General features: G+C 46.5%; 21 protein-coding genes and 1 pseudogene. All 22 read left to right on the forward strand.

The features are described from left to right. The first annotated feature begins 196 nt into the window (after positions 1-196). The 22 genes and pseudogenes from SB658_RS18535 (at position 197) to yesS (ending at position 19486) form a co-directional block, all read left to right on the forward strand. A pseudogene (locus tag SB658_RS18535) lies at positions 197-1205 on the forward strand (YncE family protein). 127 nt (positions 1206-1332) lie between these two features. Beyond that, complete coding sequence (locus SB658_RS18540; RefSeq protein WP_120363293.1) at positions 1333-2187, forward strand: hypothetical protein; 855 nt, start codon at positions 1333-1335, stop codon at positions 2185-2187. A 161-nt stretch (positions 2188-2348) separates the two neighbouring features. Then, a complete protein-coding gene (rapH, locus tag SB658_RS18545; RefSeq protein ID WP_076458645.1) occupies positions 2349-3479 on the forward strand; it encodes a response regulator aspartate phosphatase RapH in 1131 nt (376 codons plus the stop codon). Beyond that, positions 3469-3642, forward strand: coding sequence for a phosphatase RapH inhibitor PhrH (gene phrH, locus SB658_RS18550; protein WP_029317430.1), 174 nt, complete (start codon positions 3469-3471; stop codon positions 3640-3642). The genes rapH and phrH overlap by 11 nt, the downstream gene beginning before the upstream one ends. 159 nt (positions 3643-3801) lie before the next feature. Continuing rightward, the gene (locus SB658_RS18555) at positions 3802-4521 is read left to right on the forward strand and encodes a YebC/PmpR family DNA-binding transcriptional regulator (RefSeq protein WP_003233863.1); all 720 of its coding nucleotides are present in this window, start codon (positions 3802-3804) and stop codon (positions 4519-4521) included. Positions 4522-4654: 133 nt separating this feature from the next. Continuing rightward, entirely contained in the window at positions 4655-5056 is a 402-nt protein-coding gene (locus tag SB658_RS18560; RefSeq protein ID WP_032677447.1) for a hypothetical protein, read from the forward strand. 114 nt (positions 5057-5170) lie between these two features. Next, positions 5171-5755 carry a TetR/AcrR family transcriptional regulator gene (locus SB658_RS18565; protein WP_144500862.1) on the forward strand — a complete coding sequence of 195 codons (585 nt, stop codon included), beginning with the start codon at positions 5171-5173 and terminating at the stop codon, positions 5753-5755. A 78-nt stretch (positions 5756-5833) separates the two neighbouring features. Then, positions 5834-6277, forward strand: coding sequence for a nuclear transport factor 2 family protein (locus SB658_RS18570; RefSeq protein WP_029726623.1), 444 nt, complete (start codon positions 5834-5836; stop codon positions 6275-6277). Beyond that, positions 6274-7122, forward strand: coding sequence for an NmrA family NAD(P)-binding protein (locus tag SB658_RS18575; RefSeq protein WP_029726624.1), 849 nt, complete (start codon positions 6274-6276; stop codon positions 7120-7122). The genes SB658_RS18570 and SB658_RS18575 overlap by 4 nt, the downstream gene beginning before the upstream one ends. 146 nt (positions 7123-7268) lie before the next feature. Then, entirely contained in the window at positions 7269-7517 is a 249-nt protein-coding gene (gene cotJA, locus SB658_RS18580) for a spore coat-associated protein CotJA (protein ID WP_003219489.1), read from the forward strand. Beyond that, positions 7501-7764 carry a spore coat protein CotJB gene (cotJB, locus tag SB658_RS18585; RefSeq protein ID WP_003219491.1) on the forward strand — a complete coding sequence of 88 codons (264 nt, stop codon included), beginning with the start codon at positions 7501-7503 and terminating at the stop codon, positions 7762-7764. The genes cotJA and cotJB overlap by 17 nt, the downstream gene beginning before the upstream one ends. Positions 7765-7778: 14 nt before the next feature. Continuing rightward, on the forward strand, positions 7779-8348 hold the full coding sequence (gene cotJC / locus SB658_RS18590) for a spore coat protein CotJC (protein ID WP_003233850.1): 570 nt from the start codon (positions 7779-7781) through the stop codon (positions 8346-8348). A 124-nt stretch (positions 8349-8472) separates the two neighbouring features. After that, positions 8473-9015 (forward strand): GNAT family N-acetyltransferase, encoded by a 543-nt coding sequence (locus SB658_RS18595; RefSeq protein WP_003233849.1) that lies wholly within the window; start codon positions 8473-8475, stop codon positions 9013-9015. Between the two features lie 22 nt (positions 9016-9037). Then, the gene (locus tag SB658_RS18600) at positions 9038-9340 is read left to right on the forward strand and encodes a YesK-like family protein (RefSeq protein ID WP_032677446.1); all 303 of its coding nucleotides are present in this window, start codon (positions 9038-9040) and stop codon (positions 9338-9340) included. Positions 9341-9454: 114 nt separating this feature from the next. Beyond that, positions 9455-10084, forward strand: a complete 630-nt coding sequence (locus SB658_RS18605) for a YesL family protein (protein WP_003233844.1) — start codon at positions 9455-9457, stop codon at positions 10082-10084. Continuing rightward, positions 10081-11814, forward strand: a complete 1734-nt coding sequence (gene yesM / locus SB658_RS18610; RefSeq protein WP_003233842.1) for a two-component system sensor histidine kinase YesM — start codon at positions 10081-10083, stop codon at positions 11812-11814. The genes SB658_RS18605 and yesM overlap by 4 nt, the downstream gene beginning before the upstream one ends. Continuing rightward, entirely contained in the window at positions 11814-12920 is a 1107-nt protein-coding gene (gene yesN, locus SB658_RS18615) for a two-component system response regulator YesN (RefSeq protein WP_003233839.1), read from the forward strand. Before yesM ends, yesN begins: the two co-directional genes overlap by 1 nt. Positions 12921-13024: 104 nt before the next feature. Continuing rightward, positions 13025-14308, forward strand: a complete 1284-nt coding sequence (locus SB658_RS18620; RefSeq protein ID WP_032677445.1) for an ABC transporter substrate-binding protein — start codon at positions 13025-13027, stop codon at positions 14306-14308. After that, positions 14305-15234: a carbohydrate ABC transporter permease gene (locus SB658_RS18625; protein ID WP_003233835.1), complete on the forward strand. Its 930-nt coding sequence runs from the start codon at positions 14305-14307 to the stop codon at positions 15232-15234. Before SB658_RS18620 ends, SB658_RS18625 begins: the two co-directional genes overlap by 4 nt. 3 nt (positions 15235-15237) lie before the next feature. After that, a complete protein-coding gene (locus tag SB658_RS18630) occupies positions 15238-16128 on the forward strand; it encodes a carbohydrate ABC transporter permease (protein WP_003233833.1) in 891 nt (296 codons plus the stop codon). A gap of 15 nt (positions 16129-16143) precedes the next feature. Then, positions 16144-17178: a rhamnogalacturonyl hydrolase YesR gene (gene yesR / locus SB658_RS18635; RefSeq protein ID WP_032677444.1), complete on the forward strand. Its 1035-nt coding sequence runs from the start codon at positions 16144-16146 to the stop codon at positions 17176-17178. A 22-nt stretch (positions 17179-17200) separates the two neighbouring features. Then, on the forward strand, positions 17201-19486 hold the full coding sequence (gene yesS, locus SB658_RS18640) for a transcriptional regulator YesS (RefSeq protein WP_003233827.1): 2286 nt from the start codon (positions 17201-17203) through the stop codon (positions 19484-19486). The last annotated feature ends 10 nt before the right edge of the window (positions 19487-19496 follow it).

Below are 19496 nucleotides of genomic sequence, written 5' to 3' on the forward strand. Positions count from 1 at the left end.
TTTTGTTCGCTCGATATCAAAATTTTACCACGGGGCGGGATGAGGGTGGGTGTGAGAACGTGTTTTGGTGGAAAAATGAGTCATTTGGCATGTGTCTTTATTCGTGGAAGGATTGGCAGAAACATGGTCGAAATGTATTGTCGCTACACATTTTTTGGAAGTTTGTATTCTATATTATTTTTTAAGGAGCATGGTGATGAAGAAAAAATGGATTACATTTGGTTTATTAGGGTTAATGATATGCATCATACTGTTTGTTCAGTTACGCAATAAAGACAGTATTCCTGTCCAATCTTCCACCATCCACCCCGATGAAGACCGGATCTTTTTTATTTACTCCAATCCTTTCATAAAAGAAAGCGTGCTGCTTTCAACCTCTACAGGCGAACGGTTTAACAGGCGTACGTTTAAGGTGGCGGATGTGCCTTATATTCAAACGAAATCTTATGCATCAACAGACCTTGTATTATTGGCGGAACACGAGCCTTTTTACTACACGCTGGGAGAAGGATGCGATCAAAGAGCATCCGCTTTCAGATCCATTTGCGTTTTGGCATGAGGGGAAGGATGTCTCTGTTAAGGCCTATAATGTTGATACGACGGGAAATGAGATCCACATAAACGACAGAAAAACGAAAAAGGAATATACCCTTACTTTGCCTTCGCTTGTCACGATTGGGGCCAGTGATGAGAACTATATTTATATCATTCAAAGTATGTCTATTTACGTGATTGACAGAAAAACAGAGGAAATGATTGAGACCCTGAGCTTAGCCTCATACGCTGATCAATTCGCAGACTCGAAGGAATTTATTGTCGCGAGCTCGGATCATAAATTGACTGTGATTGAAAAAGGGACATGGAAAACGACATATATTCCGTATCCTGATGATCTTGAATACGCTGATACCGTATACTATGACAAAGAAAGCGGCAGTTTTTACGTGGCGTACGAGGACAAAGAGGGTGAGGCGAACTTGCTGGAGTATGGGGAGGAATTTTCTTTTCATACATATAGTTTGAATTTCCCTTATATGGAAGCAAAGTTTAAGGGGAATCTATTGTATATAGTTGCCCAGGAAGAGCATAAAAAGGGCATCGGCGGGTATGTGGGTGTGTTTGATATCCATTCTAAGAAGATGCTTTATCAGTTTGATTTGCCTGAGGAACAGGTGAAGGTGCAGGATTTTGTTGTGGTTGATTAAAGTGAAAGCTCTTAGCGTCTTTTTCTTTTTTGTTCAAGAGTTGATCTTTGCTGATAACAGTGTCGAAATTCTGTGAAACTTTCATTCAAAGTACGCGTATATGAACCAAAAGGAGGACGATGAAGCAATGGGTGGTTTATATTTGAGTGATTTGTGTTCAATGTATCAAAAAGATAAGTTCTTTACCGGATTTGTCCCTGAGGAGCTTTTGACATATGCGTATGAGTTATTCCCGTCATCGGAGAAAGAAACGGTGACGGCCTTACTGAATTGTTCCATGGGAAGTAAAGCGAAAAGTTTTGTTATGTTTACGAGTAAGGGATTGTACTGGAAGAGATTTGGAGAACAAGAGGGATGTGTGACTTGGGAAGCATTCACTGATATCCAATCGATTAAATCGACGGATGATTATGAGATTTGGTTTGATGGAGTAGAGGTTTTTGATGTCGGCTTCAGTTCATATCCTGCGGATCTGTTGGCAGAGCTGTTGAGGATAATTCAGCAATCTCTTAGTGAAAATGGCTTGGATTTGCTTACGGAACCCCGGATAGATCATGTATCTGTTTCTGCCAGTGAATTGAGGGAAATCAGTATTTTGTTTCAGAACAAACATGACAAGATGTTCGGTTTGACCAATGGGCTACTGGTCGGTAACGAGATTTCTGAAAAGAGAGAGGTGCGATTGAGAAAACGGCTGCACATTCCTAAGGATCAAGAGATGATCTCCTTCTGGAGTACTTTTCCCGTGAAGCAAACAGATGGCATCACATTAACGGACAAAGGGATTTATTTTTCAGATCCTTTTCTCAGGTTATTTTATCCTTGGCATGTGTTTAAGGAAACGCCTGTGATGTTAAAAGATCAGGAGTTAATTGTGGGGAAAGAGAATGTCATTCAATTGCTGGAAAACCTGATGCCTGCTGAAGATGTGTTTGCTTTTATAGAACAAGTAAAACGAAGAATCAGCGCTGTTACGAGCTAGTGAATGCGTATATGAAATAAGCATGGATCCTTGCGTAAAGGGTCTTTTTTGCGGAGAAAAACAAATTGACAGGATGAAAAAGCAATTTCTTCCTTCTGTATTGTTTTCAAAATTTGGGATTGATAGAATATGACATATCTCATAGAGAAGGAGGGAAGCCGTTGAGTCAAGCCATACCGTCTTCGCGTGTTGGTGTTAAGATTAATGAATGGTATAAAATGATTCGCCAGTTCAGTGTTCCGGATGCTGAGATTCTGAAAGCGGAGGTGGAGCAGGACATTCAGCAAATGGAAGAAGACCAGGATTTGCTGATCTATTATTCTCTGATGTGTTTTCGGCACCAGCTGATGCTTGATTATTTGGAGCCGGGACAAACATACGGGAATCGCCCTACAGTGACAGAGCTTCTTGAAACGATTGAGACCCCTCAGAAAAAACTCACAGGCCTTTTGAAATACTACTCTTTGTTTTTCCGCGGCATGTATGAATTTGACCAAAAAGAATATGTGGAAGCGATCGGATATTATCGCGAGGCGGAGAAAGAACTGCCGTTTGTGTCAGATGATATTGAGAAAGCCGAATTCCATTTTAAAGTGGCAGAAGCGTATTATCACATGAAGCAAACCCATGTGTCGATGCATCATATTCTTCAAGCCTTGGACATTTATCAAAACCATCCTCTATACAGCATTAGAACGATACAAAGCTTGTTTGTGATCGCCGGCAACTATGATGATTTCAAACATTATGATAAAGCGCTCCCGCATTTAGAGGCGGCGCTAGATTTGGCAATGGACATTCAAAATGACAGGTTTATCGCCATTTCTCTATTAAACATTGCAAACAGCTATGACAGATCAGGAGACGATCAGATGGCTGTAGAACATTTCCAAAAAGCGGCGAAAGTAAGCAGAGAGAAAGTCCCTGATCTGCTTCCGAAAGTCTTGTTTGGATTAAGCTGGACATTATGTAAAGCGGGCCAAACACAGAAGGCGTTTCAGTTCATAGAGGAAGGATTAGACCATATCACAGCACGTTCTCACAAATTTTATAAAGAATTGTTTCTGTTCTTGCAGGCCGTGTACAAGGAGACTGTTGACGAACGAAAAATTCATGATCTTTTAAGCTATTTCGAAAAAAAGAACCTGCACGCGTACATTGAAGCATGTGCCCGGAGTGCTGCCGCTGTTTTTGAAAGCAGCTGTCACTTTGAACAAGCCGCTGCGTTTTATCGGAAAGTGCTGAAAGCCCAAGAAGATATTCTAAAAGGAGAGTGTTTATATGCCTATTAAGAAAAAAGTGATGATGTGCCTGGCTGTTACTCTAGTTTTCGGAAGCATGTCGTTTCCATTCCTGACAAACTCCGGTGGATTTAAGGAATCAACAGATCGAAATACGACGTATATCGATCATTCCCCTTACAAACTTAGTGATCAGAAGAAAGCCCTTAGCTAGGGCTTTTTCTTGCTTTACGGAAGACGTTCCATTTTCCACATCGCGGCATTCCTTCTATTTCTAACGCAAGACACTCGAAACAACCAAACCATTTGAGGTATAATGGATAAAGTGAATAACAGTATTTAGATTGATATATATGAAAGAGAGTGGAACATCATGGGCCGTAAGTGGAACAATATTAAAGAGAAGAAGGCGTCTAAGGACGCAAATACGAGTCGAATTTATGCGAAGTTTGGCCGTGAGATTTATGTGGCGGCGAAACAGGGCGAGCCTGATCCGGAATCCAACCAGGCGCTGAAGGTTGTGCTTGAGCGTGCGAAGACTTATAGCGTGCCGAAAAACATCATTGAACGTGCGATCGAGAAGGCGAAGGGCGGAGCGGAAGAGAATTACGATGAGCTTCGTTATGAGGGCTTCGGGCCGAACGGATCAATGATTATCGTTGATGCGCTGACGAATAATGTAAACCGTACGGCGCCGGAAGTGCGTGCGGCGTTCGGGAAAAACGGCGGAAACATGGGTGTGAGCGGATCTGTTGCTTACATGTTTGACGCGACGGCTGTAATCGGTGTGGAAGGCAAAACTGCTGACGAAGCGCTTGAAATCCTGATGGAAGCGGATGTTGATGTACGTGACATTTTAGAAGAGGATGACAGCGTGATCGTATATGCTGAGCCTGATCAATTCCATGCGGTGCAAGAGGCGTTTAAAAACGCGGGTGTCGAGGAATTTACAGTAGCGGAGCTGACAATGCTTGCGCAAAGTGAAGTAACGCTTCCGGATGATGCAAAGGAACAGTTTGAAAAATTAATTGATGCATTAGAAGATTTGGAAGATGTTCAGCAGGTATATCATAACGTTGATTTAGGTGAGTAAGGAGTGAGCAGGCTGTTATGGCCTGCTTTTTTTGTCCCGGAAATTGTTTTAGCTGTATGTAGGCGGCCGCCTATACGATCTATAAGATATTCTCATACTCTGGACTGTAACCTATGTGAAGGAGAGAGTGAATATGACTGATACAAGACATATGTATGGCGGACCTGGTTTTGGTCATTATCAGGGCTTTGGTATTGGCCACCCGGGTTATGGCATGTATGGAGGCTACCCAGATCACGGCATACATGGAGGTGTCGGCGGCTATCCGGGATATGGAACGTACGGAGGATACGGAGGATCCGGCGGTTACCCAAGCGGCAGCTATGGAGGCTCTCCGGGAACTGTAAATTATCCGAACATGCACCATGAAAATGATGGCCATCACCACTATTATCACCATCATCATGATGGAAAAGATAATCTTCATCACCATCATCACCATGTTGGAAAGGATAATTATCACCACCATCATGATGGTCATTATGGCCACCATCACCACCATATGGGCCACTGGGGAAAAGACGGTTATAAATAAAGAAGATGATGGTATAAAGAGGACACTCTTGCAGATCAAGAGTGTTTTTTTATCTTTTTTCTTGACTGTTCAGTCTGGAAACTGGTAACATTTGTTTCAGGAGGTGATCATTTTTTGGGGAGGAATAAAGAATTTGATACGGCGCTTGTTCTTCACAGGGCGATAGAGGTCTTCGGAGAGTATGGCTACGAAGGAACGTCTCTTCAGGATCTGCTCTCTCATTTAGGCATTGCGCGCCAGAGCTTGTATGATACGTATGGCACGAAGAGTGATTTGTTTTTGTCCGCGGTGAAATCGTATCTTGAAGGGAAAAACGCTGCCGTTATGGAAAGGCTTGAAGCGCCAGGAGCTGTAAAGGAAGCCATTCGTGATATTTTTCAGGAAGGTGTCAATGCTCTGAGGGACCCGGAACGGGCGAAGGCGTGCTATATCATTAACAGCGCGATTGAACAGATTCCGCATGACCCTGAGCTTGCCCTGTATTTTGAAAGACAATCCAAGCAGCTTGAGGACGCTTTTTATCAGGCGCTTTTAAGAGCGAAGGACCAAGGAGAATTGAATGGCGAAGATACTGATATATCTGCGCTTGCCCGGTACCTGAATCAAAGCAGGCTGTCTCTGACATTTGTTGCGAAAGTGACGGCTGATATGGATCGGCTTCAGGACCATGTTGACGTGAGTTTATCAGTGCTTGATTAACATGTGGTAAAGGATTCTTTGCCCATGTATGTACTTTTTGGACTGAATAGTCTAGAAATAAAAATGAGGTGATGATGAATGTTGATGAATGAGTTTGAAAAAGCATGTGAAACATTGAGAAAGTTTATGGCTTATATGCTTGAGAAGGACATGAAGAGCTGGATGGAGCTTTGGGATGAGGATGCTGTATTTGAGTTTCCTTATGCGCCGGAGGGATCACCAAAAAAAATAGAAGGAAAAGCGGCCATTTACAACTATATTAAGGATTATCCTAAGCAGATTCATCTTTCTTCATTTACCACTCCGACAGTGTACCGTTCAGCAGACTCGAATACGGTGATTGCGGAGTTTCAATGTGACGGCCATGTGATTGAGACTGGACTGCCTTATCGCCAAAGTTATATCAGTGTCATCGAAACGAGAGACGGCTGCATTGTGCGTTATAAGGATTATTGGAATCCGCTTGTTGTAAAAGAGGCCTTTGGAGGATCATTTTTGCAAACAGAGGAGAGTGGGAAATGATGAAACAGAATCCGATTTTAATCACGGGCGGGACTGGCACAGTCGGCAGTCGAATCGCCAGCCGTTTAATAAAGCTGGGATACAGAGTGCGTATTGCAAGCCGAAAAAAGGGCGCGCTTGCAAGTGCGGAGTATGTGTATTTTGATTGGAAGGATGCCTCTAGTTTTACGCTTGCTCTGGAACAGGTAAAAGACATCTATCTTGTTGCTCCGGTTGGTGTACTTGATCCGGCTCCCTATGTGCTTCCCTTTTTAAAGGAAGCAAAGCGTCTCGGCGCAAAGCGGGTAGTGATGCAAAGTGCGTCTGTTGTCTCCGAGAACGGTCCCGTGTTTGGCGCGCTTCACCAGGCAGTGCGCGAGTTTCCAGAATGGACGGTGCTGCGGCCCTCATACTTTATGCAAAATTTCATCAATGTCCAGCATCGCATGTCTATTCAAACGGAGGGGCGCATCACAACGGCTTCGGGTGAAGGAAAACTTGGGTTTATTGACGCTGATGACATCGCAGAAACAGCCGTCAGGGCTTTGATTGATGATGTTCCTCATCAAACACATCATATTCTGACAGGTCCCGAGGCGCTGAGCTATGCCGAAGCGGCGGAGATCATTGGAGCTGCGGCGGGACGCCGGGTGGAGCATGTCAGCATTTCTCGTTCCGAGCTGCAGCATAAAATGGAGGCAGGAGGTTTGCCCGCGGATTATGCCCATTTTATGGCGAAGCTTGATGAGGCAATCAGCCATGGTGCGGAACATCGGGTAACGGATACAGTGAAGCGTGTGACGGGAAAAGAACCTCGTTCGCTGTCAGAGTTTGCGGCTGCTCATGCTGTGTATTGGAAACACTGATCTTATTTCAGACTAAATAGTCTAGAAAGACCTTCGGCGCTTCCGAAGGTCTTCTTATTGAAAAAGCTAAGTCGTGTTTCAGTCATAATCCTGCCTCCTGCCTCATACCTATTAAGGTCATTGTTTTTGAGAAAGGAGGAGCCGGAATGAAGGATATGCAGCCGTTTACGCCTGTCAAATCATATACGCCCTTTCACAGCCGTTTTGATCCCTGTCCGCCTATAGGGAAGAAATATTACAGAACGCCCCCTAACCTTTATATGACCTTTCAGCCTGAGCACATGGAGCAGTTTTCGCCGATGGAGGCTTTGAGGAAAGGCACCCTTTGGAAGGATCTCTATGATTTTTATGAAAACCCTTATCGAGGGGGAGACGCACATGGCAAAAAAGGTTGACGCCGAATATTATCGTCAGCTTGAGCAAATACAGGCTGCTGATTTTGTGCTTGTTGAGCTGAGTCTTTATTTAAATACACATCCTCATGATGAAGATGCGCTGAAGCAATTCAATCAATATTCCGGCTATTCAAGGCACTTAAAAAGACAGTTCGAATCCTCTTACGGACCGCTTCTGCAGTTCGGAAACAGCCCCGCGGGCAAGGATTGGGATTGGGGAAAAGGGCCATGGCCGTGGCAAGTATAAGGAGGAATGCCTGAATGTGGGTGTATGAAAAGAAGCTGCAATACCCTGTCAAGGTCAGTACGTGCAACCCGACGCTGGCGAAGTATTTGATTGAGCAGTATGGCGGAGCGGACGGCGAGCTGGCCGCAGCTCTCCGGTATTTGAACCAGCGTTATACGATTCCTGATAAGGTCATCGGCCTTTTAACAGATATCGGCACGGAGGAGTTTGCCCATTTGGAAATGATTGCGACCATGGTCTATAAGTTAACAAAAGACGCCACACCGGAGCAGCTGCGTGAAGCTGGGCTTGGCGATCATTACGTCAATCACGACAGCGCGCTTTTTTATCATAATGCGGCGGGCGTGCCGTTTACCGCGAGCTATATCCAAGCGAAGGGCGATCCGATTGCCGATTTATACGAAGATATTGCCGCAGAAGAAAAGGCGCGGGCGACGTATCAATGGCTGATTGATATTTCGGATGATCCTGATTTAAACGATTCCCTGCGTTTTTTGCGTGAGCGTGAAATCGTACACTCTATGCGCTTCAGAGAAGCGGTTGAAATTTTAAAAGAAGAACGGGATAAAAAGAAGATTTTCTAATAGGCAGATTGGCCTCTCTTTCATACACCCTTTTACATACAGAGAAAATGGTCTGTTTTTGCAGTTTGGTCTGCATTATAATCAAGATGTGTGTGCAAGCTTACTTTTTGATTGGGAGGCCTTTATGTCAGCTTTTAAGATTGAGAACGAAACGATTGCAGATGGATTTTACGCGTGTCCGGCCGTCTATGAGGATGCAGAATCGATTACCGGGTTGCTCGTCCGAACAGCTGAATGGCTCCGGGATCGGGGTTCTAACCAATGGAGCGGACTTCTCAAAGGGCAAGATATACATGATATCACGGGGTCAATTGAAAAGGGACATGTGTTTGTGTTTAAAAAAGATGAAGAGCTTGCGGCTGTCGTGATGCTGCTGCCTGAACCGAGCGAGTGGGACCGGACGCTTTGGGGAGACGATGGGCATGAGGAGTCCATTTATTTGCACCGCCTCGCAGTAAGCCGCCGGTTTGCGGGACAGGGGCTTGGAGCCCGCGTCCTTCAATGGGCGGAGACGGGCATACACTTTCCGGGAAAAACACGGATCCGGCTTGACTGTGTCGCTGATAACGACGCCCTGCATTCCTTTTATCGGCGTATGGGATATGAATTCATGGGTGCTGATGCGTCCGGATATCATTTGTTTGAGAAAGAGATTACGGCAGAATAAGCGTCCTTTGCAGGGGGCTTTTTTGTCTTTTCTAAAAGGGAGGGCAGGCGATGTTGTGGCCAATTTATTTGTGACAGGGATTGTGACGGCTTGTCTGTTTGCTGGCGTATCCGTTTTGATGCGGATGAGATTTCCTGACAAAAGTCGGCCGGAATGGATGTTGGCCGGGCTGATCGTCCTTGGTGTGTTTGTGATCTGGTACAGCCTCGTGTATGTACGCGGCTGGGAAGGGGCTGCGCTCGGAATGCTTGGATTCAATGTCATTTTCGGAGCCATTGCCGGATATTTGATCGATAAGGCCATCCGGCGTTATAGGAAAAGATAAGGCTGCTGCCGTCTCTCATCATGTCGAAATTTTCACAGACCGGCAGGAATTTTCTTTCGAAAGGAGAAATACATATTACTTTAAAATGAAAGCGTTTTCCGAGGCGGGAAGGTGATGTTGATGATACACAGTGTGACAAATGGGCTGAATCGTTTTTGTACGTGGGTGATGAGACTGGCCTATTTGAATGTGCTTTGGATTTTGTTTTCTCTTGCAGGCCTGGTTGTGTTTGGGCTGATGCCCGCTACTGCCGCGATGTTTACAGTGGCGAGAGAATGGGCGAAGGGGAATACAGATGCCCCGGTATTTTCTGTCTTTTTTCGGACGTTTAAAAAGGAATGGCGGGCATCACAGATCCTCGGGCTTATCGTTGTGACGGCTGCCCTGTTTCTGTTTGCGGATATGCGGATAGCGGCTCAGATGGACCAGCCTGTGCTCGTCAATGTATTCCTGAGCATTAGTTTGATTTTCGCGTTTGTTGTGCTGTATGTGTTCCCGGTATTTTCTCATTTTGACGTAAAAATCAGAGAGGTGCTGAGCATCAGCTTTATCATTGCCTTCAGCCGTCCGGCGGTGACGCTTTTGATGGCGGCGGGCGCTGTCGGTGTGCTTTGTCTCGTTCTGTTTCATGTCACGTTTCTATTGTTTTTCAGCGGGAGTTTACTCAGTCTGATCTTAACGAAGCTGTCCTTTAAAGCGTTTCGGTCAATGGATCAGCGGCAGGAGAAAGAAAAGGCGGCATGAAGAAAAGAGTTGCTGGCTGGTACAGGCGGATGAAGATTAAGGATAAGCTGTTTGTGTTTCTATCGTTGATTATGGCCGTATCCTTTCTATTTGTATACAGCGGGGTCCAGTATGCCTTTCATGTGTATGATGAGCAGATTTACCGCAAGTCCTCGGAGGTGCTTCGCATGTCTTCTGAAAGGATCGAAGACGAGCTGAAGAAGATAGAGGATGTGTCATATGAAATCATTACAGACGAACAGATTCAGCGCATCCTGAGCATGCAAAATCGGGATGATACGTATGATCAATATCAAATGAAGCAGGAGCTTTGGGATCAGCTTGCGGGATATGCCAGTGATGAAAAGTACATCGATTCCATTCATTTGATTGATGCCCGCGGCTCAGAGTATTCAGCCGGAAGCAGTTCTTCAGATCTTTTGCAGCAGGAGCAGGAAGAGGTATTTAAGCGAGCGAAAGCGAAAAATGGAAGAAATCTTTGGATGACGCTCGGCGGGTCAGATCCTGTCCTGATTTCAGCACGGCAGATCAGGTCCTATCACCAGCTGAGTCTGAACGGCTTGGGCATGGTGCTGATCCAAGTCAATGTAAAACAAATGATTCGTGATGTGCCGAAGGATTGGGGCGATTCAGTCGGAGACATTATGATTGCTGACCAAGGCGGGAATTTGGTGTATACGGCACATGCATCAGCGCATATTCCTGAGGCAGCAAAAGAGACGCTGAAGCACCCCGGTTATGACTTGATAAAAAAGAATGGCAAACGTTACTTTATTTCTTATCTTCAATCATCCTACCAAAATTGGAGCTACTATAACGTTATCCCCTTTGATCAGATGTTCGCGAAAATTTCCTTTATGAAAACAGTGATCGGCACATGCTTTCTCCTCTTTTTCTGTGTGGTTTTGCTTTTCGGAAGGAAAATCGCCAACAGCATCACGGAGCCGATTGAACAGCTTGTGACCGCGATGAAATCGGTACAGCACGGCGGTATTGAAGCAGGTGTGTCGCTTTCTCTGCCGGAACATACACAGGATGAGGCCGGCATGCTGAACCGCCATTTTACTGTCATGATGAAACGGATTAATGAGCTGATGGAAGAAAATGTGGAAAAACAGCTCATTATTAAAGAAACCGAATTGAAAGCACTGCAAGCCCAGATCAATCCGCATTTTTTATATAACACGCTCGAGTCCATCAATTGGCTGGCCAAGGCGAATCAGCAAAAGCAAATCTCAAAAATGGTGGAATCGCTCGGTTTTCTTCTGAGAAACAGCATACATATGAAAAAGGATATCGTGACCATTCAGGAGGAGGCGGACATTTTACGTCACTATATGACCATTCAGCGATTTCGATTTGAAGAGCGCCTGAATTTCACGTTGGATATTGACGATGAGGTGAAGCATTGCCTCATTCCGAAACTGACGCTCCAGCCGCTTGCGGAAAATGCGATTCAATACGCGCTTGAACCCTTTACAAGACCGTGCGCCATCCGGATTCAGGCGAAAAAGGCAAAGGAATGTGTCTGTATTACGGTCGAAGATAACGGTCCTGGCATGGATGGACGGATTCTTGAATCAACGGGCGGAAGAGGAATCGGACTTTGGAATATTCGCGAGCGCATCAGCCTGACATTCGGAGAGCCATACGGCTTGCGGATTCATAGTGAGCATGAAAAGGGGACGAGGATTGTGATCACAATACCGTGCCGAAATGAGGTGGTGTGATGTATAAAATACTGCTGGCTGATGATGAGAGGATTATCCTTGATGGAATGGCAGGAATCATTGAGTGGGAGTCGCTTGGCGCCTCATTGATCGGTAAAGCGCAGAACGGACATGAAGCATATGAAAAGATTGTACATAAGCAGCCGCATATCGTCATCACAGACGTCAAAATGCCCGGCATGGACGGGCTTGAGCTGATCAAAAAGGTGTCAGCCATCAGCCCGTCGGTGCAATTTATCGTCCTGTCCGGGTTTGGAGAGTTTGAGTACGCAAAGGAAGCCATGAAATATGGGGTGAAGCATTATTTGCTGAAACCCTGCAATGAACAGCAGATTATCAGCTCGCTGGAGGAAATCATTGCTGAGCTGAAGCGGCAAGATGTGCACAAAAAGAAAACAGCCCATCTGAAACACGAGCTGGACCATATCCGTTCCTTTGCAGCTGATCAATACTTGGAAGGCTTGATCGCCGGTGTGGCCCAGCTGTCTCCACCGCCTTCACTTGCCGGAAAAAAGATCCGCCTCTTGATCTTAAAAGGGGAACAATCTATTGATGCCACAGCCAGAGAGGCACTCGGGTCGGCACTGACAGCGGTTAGCAGCAGCGGAGAATGGACCGTGCTCGCCGTAGTGGAGAACGCCACTGAAAAGGCGGCGGAGGTTTTTGCGGACCGCAAGATGGCCATCAGTCAGGCGGGAGAACTCCGGAACGCGGGGCAGCTGTTTCGTGACACAGCCGAAGCGTCTGGTGACCTGCACGGGAGCGCAGTGATTTCAAAAATGATCAGGCTCATTGCCGACGAGCTCGGAAATCCGAATCTGTCCTTAAAATGGGCGGCGAAGGATATGCTGTTTATGAATCCTGATTATCTCGGGAAGTTATTTAAGCAGGAAACAGGCGAGAAATTTTCCCAATATGTTACACGAGTGCGTCTTGAACATGCGATGAAACAGATGAAAATGAGGCGGGACGCGAGTGTATCAGAAATTGCTGAAGAAATCGGATTTGGCGATAATCCGAAGTATTTCAGTCTTGTTTTTAAAAAATATACCGGTCTGACACCGTCAGAATTCAGAAGAAAACAGGGAGGCGCTTCCGCAGGATAGCCATCTCTGTTTTTTTGACTTTCGCCACTGTTTTTTGAGTGTTTCGCCCTATCCGAACGCTTTAAAATAAAATGTAAGCACTTACATTAAAAGGGGGGATTGGTTTGAAGAAGATTTGTTACGTTCTGTTATCGCTTGTCTGTGTCTTTATTTTCAGCGGGTGTTCTGTGGGCGAAGAGGCCTCGGGGAAAAAAGAAGACATTACGCTCAGAATCGCGTGGTGGGGCGGGCAGCCAAGGCATGATTATACGACAAAGGTAATTGAACTTTACGAGAAAAAGAATCCGCACGTCCATATTGAAGCGGAATTTGCGAACTGGGATGACTACTGGAAAAAGCTCGCGCCCATGTCTGCCGCCGGCCAGCTTCCGGATGTCATTCAAATGGATACCGCTTACTTAGCCCAATACGGAAAGAAGAACCAGCTGGAGGATTTAACGCCGTATACAAAGGATGGAACGATTGACGTCAGTTCAATCGACGAGAATATGCTGTCGGGCGGAAAAATCGACAATAAGCTTTATGGATTTACGCTAGGTGTCAACGTGCTGTCTGTGATTGCCAATGAAGATTTGCTGAAAAAAGCCGGTGTGTCTATCAATCAGGAAAACTGGACGTGGGAGGATTACGAGAAGCTGGCGTATGATCTTCAGGAAAAAGCCGGTGTCTACGGTTCCAACGGAATGCATCCGCCTGATATTTTCTTCCCTTATTATTTGCGCACAAAGGGTGAGCGTTTTTATAAAGAAGACGGCACTGGCCTCGCGTATCAAGATGATCAGCTGTTTGTCGATTACTTTGAACGGCAGCTGAGGCTAGTGAAAGCGAAAACGTCCCCAACACCTGATGAAAGCGCACAGATTAAAGGGATGGAAGACGATTTTATCGTCAAAGGCAAATCAGCGATTACATGGAACTACTCCAATCAATATTTGGGCTTTGCCCGGCTGACAGACTCGCCGCTGTCTCTCTATCTGCCGCCGGAGCAAATGCAGGAAAAGGCGCTGACACTGAAGCCCAGTATGCTGTTTTCCATTCCGAAAAGCTCTGAGCATAAAAAAGAGGCAGCGAAATTTATTAATTTCTTCGTGAATAATGAGGAAGCGAACCAGCTGATTAAAGGCGAGCGAGGCGTTCCAGTCTCCGACAAGGTGGCGGATGCGATTAAACCGAAGCTGAATGAGGAAGAAACCAACATCGTGGAGTATGTAGAAACCGCGTCAAAAAACATCAGCAAAGCCGATCCGCCAGAGCCTGTGGGAAGCGCGGAGGTCATCAAGCTGCTGAAAGATACGTCAGATCAGATTCTGTATCAGAAGGTATCGCCGGAAAAAGCCGCCAAAACGTTCCGGAAAAAGGCCAATGAGATATTAGAGAGGAATAATTGACGGGAAATGGGGCTGACGCAATGAAAAAAAGCCGGAGTATAAGAAAAGACAATCTGGCGGGATATGCTTTTATTTCTCCGTTTATCATCGGGTTCCTATGCTTTACGGTGATTCCGATGGGGGCGTCCCTGTTTCTGTCCTTCACGAGCTATGACTTGTTTACGGCGCCGAAATGGATCGGGCTCGACAACTTTAAGGAAATGTTTACGGGTGACGAAAAGTATTGGCAGTCTCTGAAGGTGACGTTTACGTATGTGCTTGCCGGGGTTCCGCTCCGCCTCGGCTTCGCGCTTTTTATCGCTGTCATTTTAAACAATGCAGCAAAAGGAACGGCCATTTACAGAACGCTCTTTTATCTGCCTTCGATCATCGGCGGGAGCGTCGCCGTGGCGATTATGTGGCGAAATATTTTTGGCAATGACGGGGTCATCAATGCGCTGCTGTTTTTTGTCGGGATTGATCAAAAAATTCTTTGGTACCAGAATCCGACAAGTGCGCTGTGGACATTGATTCTGCTGTCCGTCTGGCAGTTCGGGTCGTCAATGCTGATTTTTTTGGCCGGGCTGAAAAACATTCCGTCTTCGTATTTGGAAGCGGCAAGTGTGGATGGGGCAAATCGGGTGCAGCGTTTCTTCAAGATCACGCTTCCGATCCTTACACCGATTATTTTCTTTAACCTAGTGATGCAGACGATTTCTGCTTTTATGACATTTACACCTGCCTATATCATTTCGAAGGGCGAGGGCGGGCCGCTTGACGGGACACTTCTCTATTCGCTCTATTTGTTCCAGCGTGCGTTTAACTATTTTCAAATGGGCTACGCATCGGCGATGGCGTGGGTCATGCTTGTCATTGTCGGGCTGATTACGCTCATATTGTTTAAAACATCGTCATATTGGGTTCATTACGAGTCAAAGGAGGAATGACGGATGGAGCCGGTCAACCAGCCTGTCAGAGAAGCCCCGGTTTTTGAGAGAAAAAAAGCCGGGCGCGTCAGTCCCAAACGCATACTGTTCCATGTTTTTACGGCAACGCTGGCGGTGTTGCTGCTGTACCCGGTTATTTGGCTGTTTGTCAGCTCGTTTAAAGAAAGCGCCAGTATTTTTACAACCTCACATTCTCTCATTCCAGACCCTTTTATTCTCAGTAACTATGCTGAAGGGTGGAAGGGCATTGCGGGACAGCCGTTTCTGACGTTTATTAAAAACTCGGCGATTATTGTCGGGCTGTCAACAATCGGTGCCGTCATGTCATCGGCTGTCATTGCGTACGGATTTGCGCGTATACCGTTTAAGGGAAAAAAATTTTGGTTTGCGTGCATGATGGGGACGTTAATGCTGCCTCATGAAGTGTTGATGATTCCGCAGTATATTATGTTTGCGAAATTAGACTGGCTGAATTCCTTTAAACCAATTGTCGTTCCGCAATTTTTCGGGCATGCGTTTTTTATCTTTCTGATGATCCAGTTTATCCGGACGATTCCCGAGGAGCTGGATGAAGCCGCGCGAATCGACGGATGCGGACGCTTTGCCTGCTTTTGGCGGATCATTCTCCCGCTGATTGCCCCCGCGCTTGCGACGTCTGCGATTTTCTCCTTCTATTGGAAGTGGGAGGAGCTGATTCAGCCGCTCTTGTATTTGAATAAGCCGGAGCTTTACCCTGTTTCACTTGCGCTGAAGCTTTTTCTCGATACAGAGTCGGCTTCGAACTGGGGCGCGATGTTTGCCATGTCAGCCGTCTCGTTATTGCCTGTGATTCTTGTTTTCTTTTTGTTTCAGAAATATATCGTTCAGGGCATCAGTACGACCGGATTAAAATAAAAAGGAGTGTTGCAGATGGCACAGCTTATCTTTGATGAAGAAAAGGTGACGTCGGTTATTGACCGGATCGTGAAACGGACATTTCAGATGGATTTTGCGTGGGATTGGCCGGGCGGCGTTGCGTTTTACGGTGTGGCGGAGGCCTATGAAGCGACGGAAAACGAGGAATATATCAATCTGTTAAAAACGTGGGTGGATGAACAGCTGGAGGATGGGCTGCCGCCGCTTTCGATCAACGGAGTTTCCATTGGGCATACGCTTTTGTTCCTCCACAAGGTGACAGGTGATGACGTGTATTTGGAAACAGCGGCCGAGATGGCGGAATATGTGCTGCATAAGGCGCCGCGCTTTGGCGAGGGTATCCTTCAGCATACGGTGAATGCGGCAGAATACGTATTCCCTGAACAGGCATGGGCGGATACGCTGATGATGGCTGGGCTGTTTATGCTGAGAATCGGGCGGGTCATGGAGCGTGAGGATTATTTTGAAGACGGCCTGCGCCAGTTTCACGGACATGAGGATGTGCTTCAGGACCCTGTCACGAATTTGTACTACCACGCCTGGGACAACAAAGCGCAAAATCATCTGTCGGGGATTTATTGGGGCAGGGCGAACGGCTGGGCGGCACTCACGATGGCAAAGGCGCTCCCGCTTATTGAGGTGACACATCCTTCCTTTATGATCATCGACGGATCGCTCAGAGACCAGCTGAGCGCGCTTGTCCGGCTTCAGGATGAATCAGGGCTGTGGCATACAATTTTGGATGATCCGGATTCTTATCTGGAGGTTTCGGCATCAGCGGGTATTGCTTCTGCTCTGATGTCGAGCGGAAAGCTGTATACAAAATATGTGCAGAAATCGCTTGCCGCCATTTTGGATGCAGTGGAAGAGGACGGACGGGTCAGCAGGGTATCGGCCGGGACAGCCGTCATGAAAAATGCCGAAGGATACAAACAGGTGCCTTACAAACGAATACAAGGATGGGGGCAGGGACTTGCGCTGACGTTTCTTGCTGATGTTTTGAAAACGAAAAAACGCGTGTATCAGTAAAGATAGCGGCGGGGGGAGAGGGATGAAAAAACAGCCTCAACAGAAGGAACGGGTTTCTCGCTGGAAGGGAACGTATTTCAAAAGAAACTTTGTCTTCATTTTGCTGATTGCCTGTATTCCCGGATTGCTGACTGGCGGCGCAATCTACTTTCTTTCGATCGACAAGGTGGAGAAAGAGCTGCAGAGATCGCATGAAACACAGGTGGCGCGTGAGGTCAGCCGAATGGATGAGAAGCTGGGAGTGCTTGAACTGGCACTCACCCAGATGGCCTACGATTCTTCACTGATGAACGGATTGGCCGAGAGGGATTTGGAGAAAGACTTTACGTTCTCCTATCAATTAACGAAAAAGCTGTTTCTTTTGCGGGATCAGCAGCCGCTGATCGAGCAGGCTTCCATCTTTCTGAACAGCCCCCGGCCACTTGTGCTGAGCCCTGAATACAGCGCTTTGACAGAACAGGAGGCGCTTCGCAAGTATCGCTCGCTGCTTGCCTCAGACCACAGCATTTATTGGAAACGGTCGGGAAACCAAGCGATGCTGATCCAGCTCATTCCGGGCGCGGCGGAGAAACCGTTCGGCGCGATCATGCTGGCGGTTGATCCGAAAGAAATGGAATCAATCCTGCAAAGCTTGTCCCCCTATCCTGATGGCAGTGCGTTGCTTTTAGATCAAAATCGAGAGGTGCTGTTTCATGAGGGGGAAAAAGATTTTGAAAAGACTTTACTTCATGAGATAAAAAAACAGCCTGCTGAGAACGGCCATTTTCAGATGGAATGGGAAGGCAAGGTGTATTCTGTCTCCTTTGGAGAAATGAACCGGATGCATCAGCAATGGACCTTTGTGTCAGCGGCGCCTCTTTCAGCTATTACAGCGCCGATGGTGTTTTTATCAAAAGTGATCATCGTGATGCTGGTCATTTGCATCGGTTTGGCGGTGTGCATGACATGGTATGCATCAAAAAAAATCTATCGTCCCATCCAGCATTTGCTTGGCTTGTTTACCGGAGGAGAGAAGAAAACATGGCAGGCGTCCGGGCAGGATGAATTCAAATGGATTGAAAAGAGATGGCAGGATCTATCCCTTGAAAGCCGGAAGCTCCAACAGCAGCTCCTGCGGCAGACGCCCCATATGAAAAAGAGTTTTTTGCAGCATCTCTTACAGAGCGATTTTTACTATGACAACGAGGAAAGCCTCAGATTTCGGATGGAGGAGGCTGGCTGGAACATCGGCGGAAACGTGTTTCATGTGCTTGATCTACAGGTGACAGGGCTCCGCTGTGAAAAAAGCATCTTCCGTGAAGGTGATGAACAGCTTGCCGTGTTTACACTGACTAATATCGCTGAGGAATTGGCGGCTAAACGCGTTTTTCAGCTCTCCATACTTGATATCGGCCGGCTTTCTGTCACCGTTCTTGTGATGAAAACAAACAGCTCTGATCTGAAGGCGTATATAACGGAGCTGGCACGCCAATTTGGAGATGTAACCGGACTATGCCTGACCTCGACATTGAGCAGCAAGACGGAGCGTGTCACGGAAATTCCTTCTTTATTTCAGGATGTGAAATGCGGCAAATCCCGCAGGAAGTTTGCTAACCGGGATCAGGTCATTGATTTGCAGGCCGACTTCCCTCGGGATGAGCAGTTCGCTCCTTATTACCCTTTTGAGCTGGAAAAACAAATTGTTCAGACCATCCGGCTGGAAAGAAAACAGGAAGCCAAGGAACTGATAGATGGATGTATGAAGGAACTGTCGGAAAAAGCGGCCATAGACAGGCATGTGCATTCCGCCCTGATTCAGCTGTTTTCCCGCATTCAGGAGGATATTTTGCATTCCGGGCTCAATCCCAGCGAACTGTTTCAGCACCGGAATCCGTTTCTTGATATTTCAGAATTGCGCGAACCTAACGAAGCGGCGGCCTGGCTGATGGATGTAGTGGTGACGCCTTACCTTTCCAAGCTTGAGGGCAGAAAAAACAGACAGCAAAAGCAGCTGGCAGAACGTGTGATTGCGATGATTCACGAACAGTATATGGCGGACATTTCATTGGAAAGCTGTGCCGATGCGCTTGGCATGAATTCCTATACGTTAAGCAAGGCATTTAAGCAAGTGACCGGCATTAATTTTATCGATTATGTGACCCAGATCAGAATCGAAAAGGCGAAAGAACTGCTGGTCAATACGAATAAAAAAATTCATGATGTGTCTGAAGAAGTCGGCTATCGCCACAATTATTTCAATCGGATTTTTAAAAAACAGGTCGGCATGCCGCCGGGTGTCTTCAGGCAAATGTATCAGGAAACGCCGTGAAAGGAGAGAA

It is taken from the genome of Bacillus sp. SIMBA_008, assembly GCF_046535495.1.
GTDB lineage: Bacteria > Bacillota > Bacilli > Bacillales > Bacillaceae > Bacillus > Bacillus subtilis.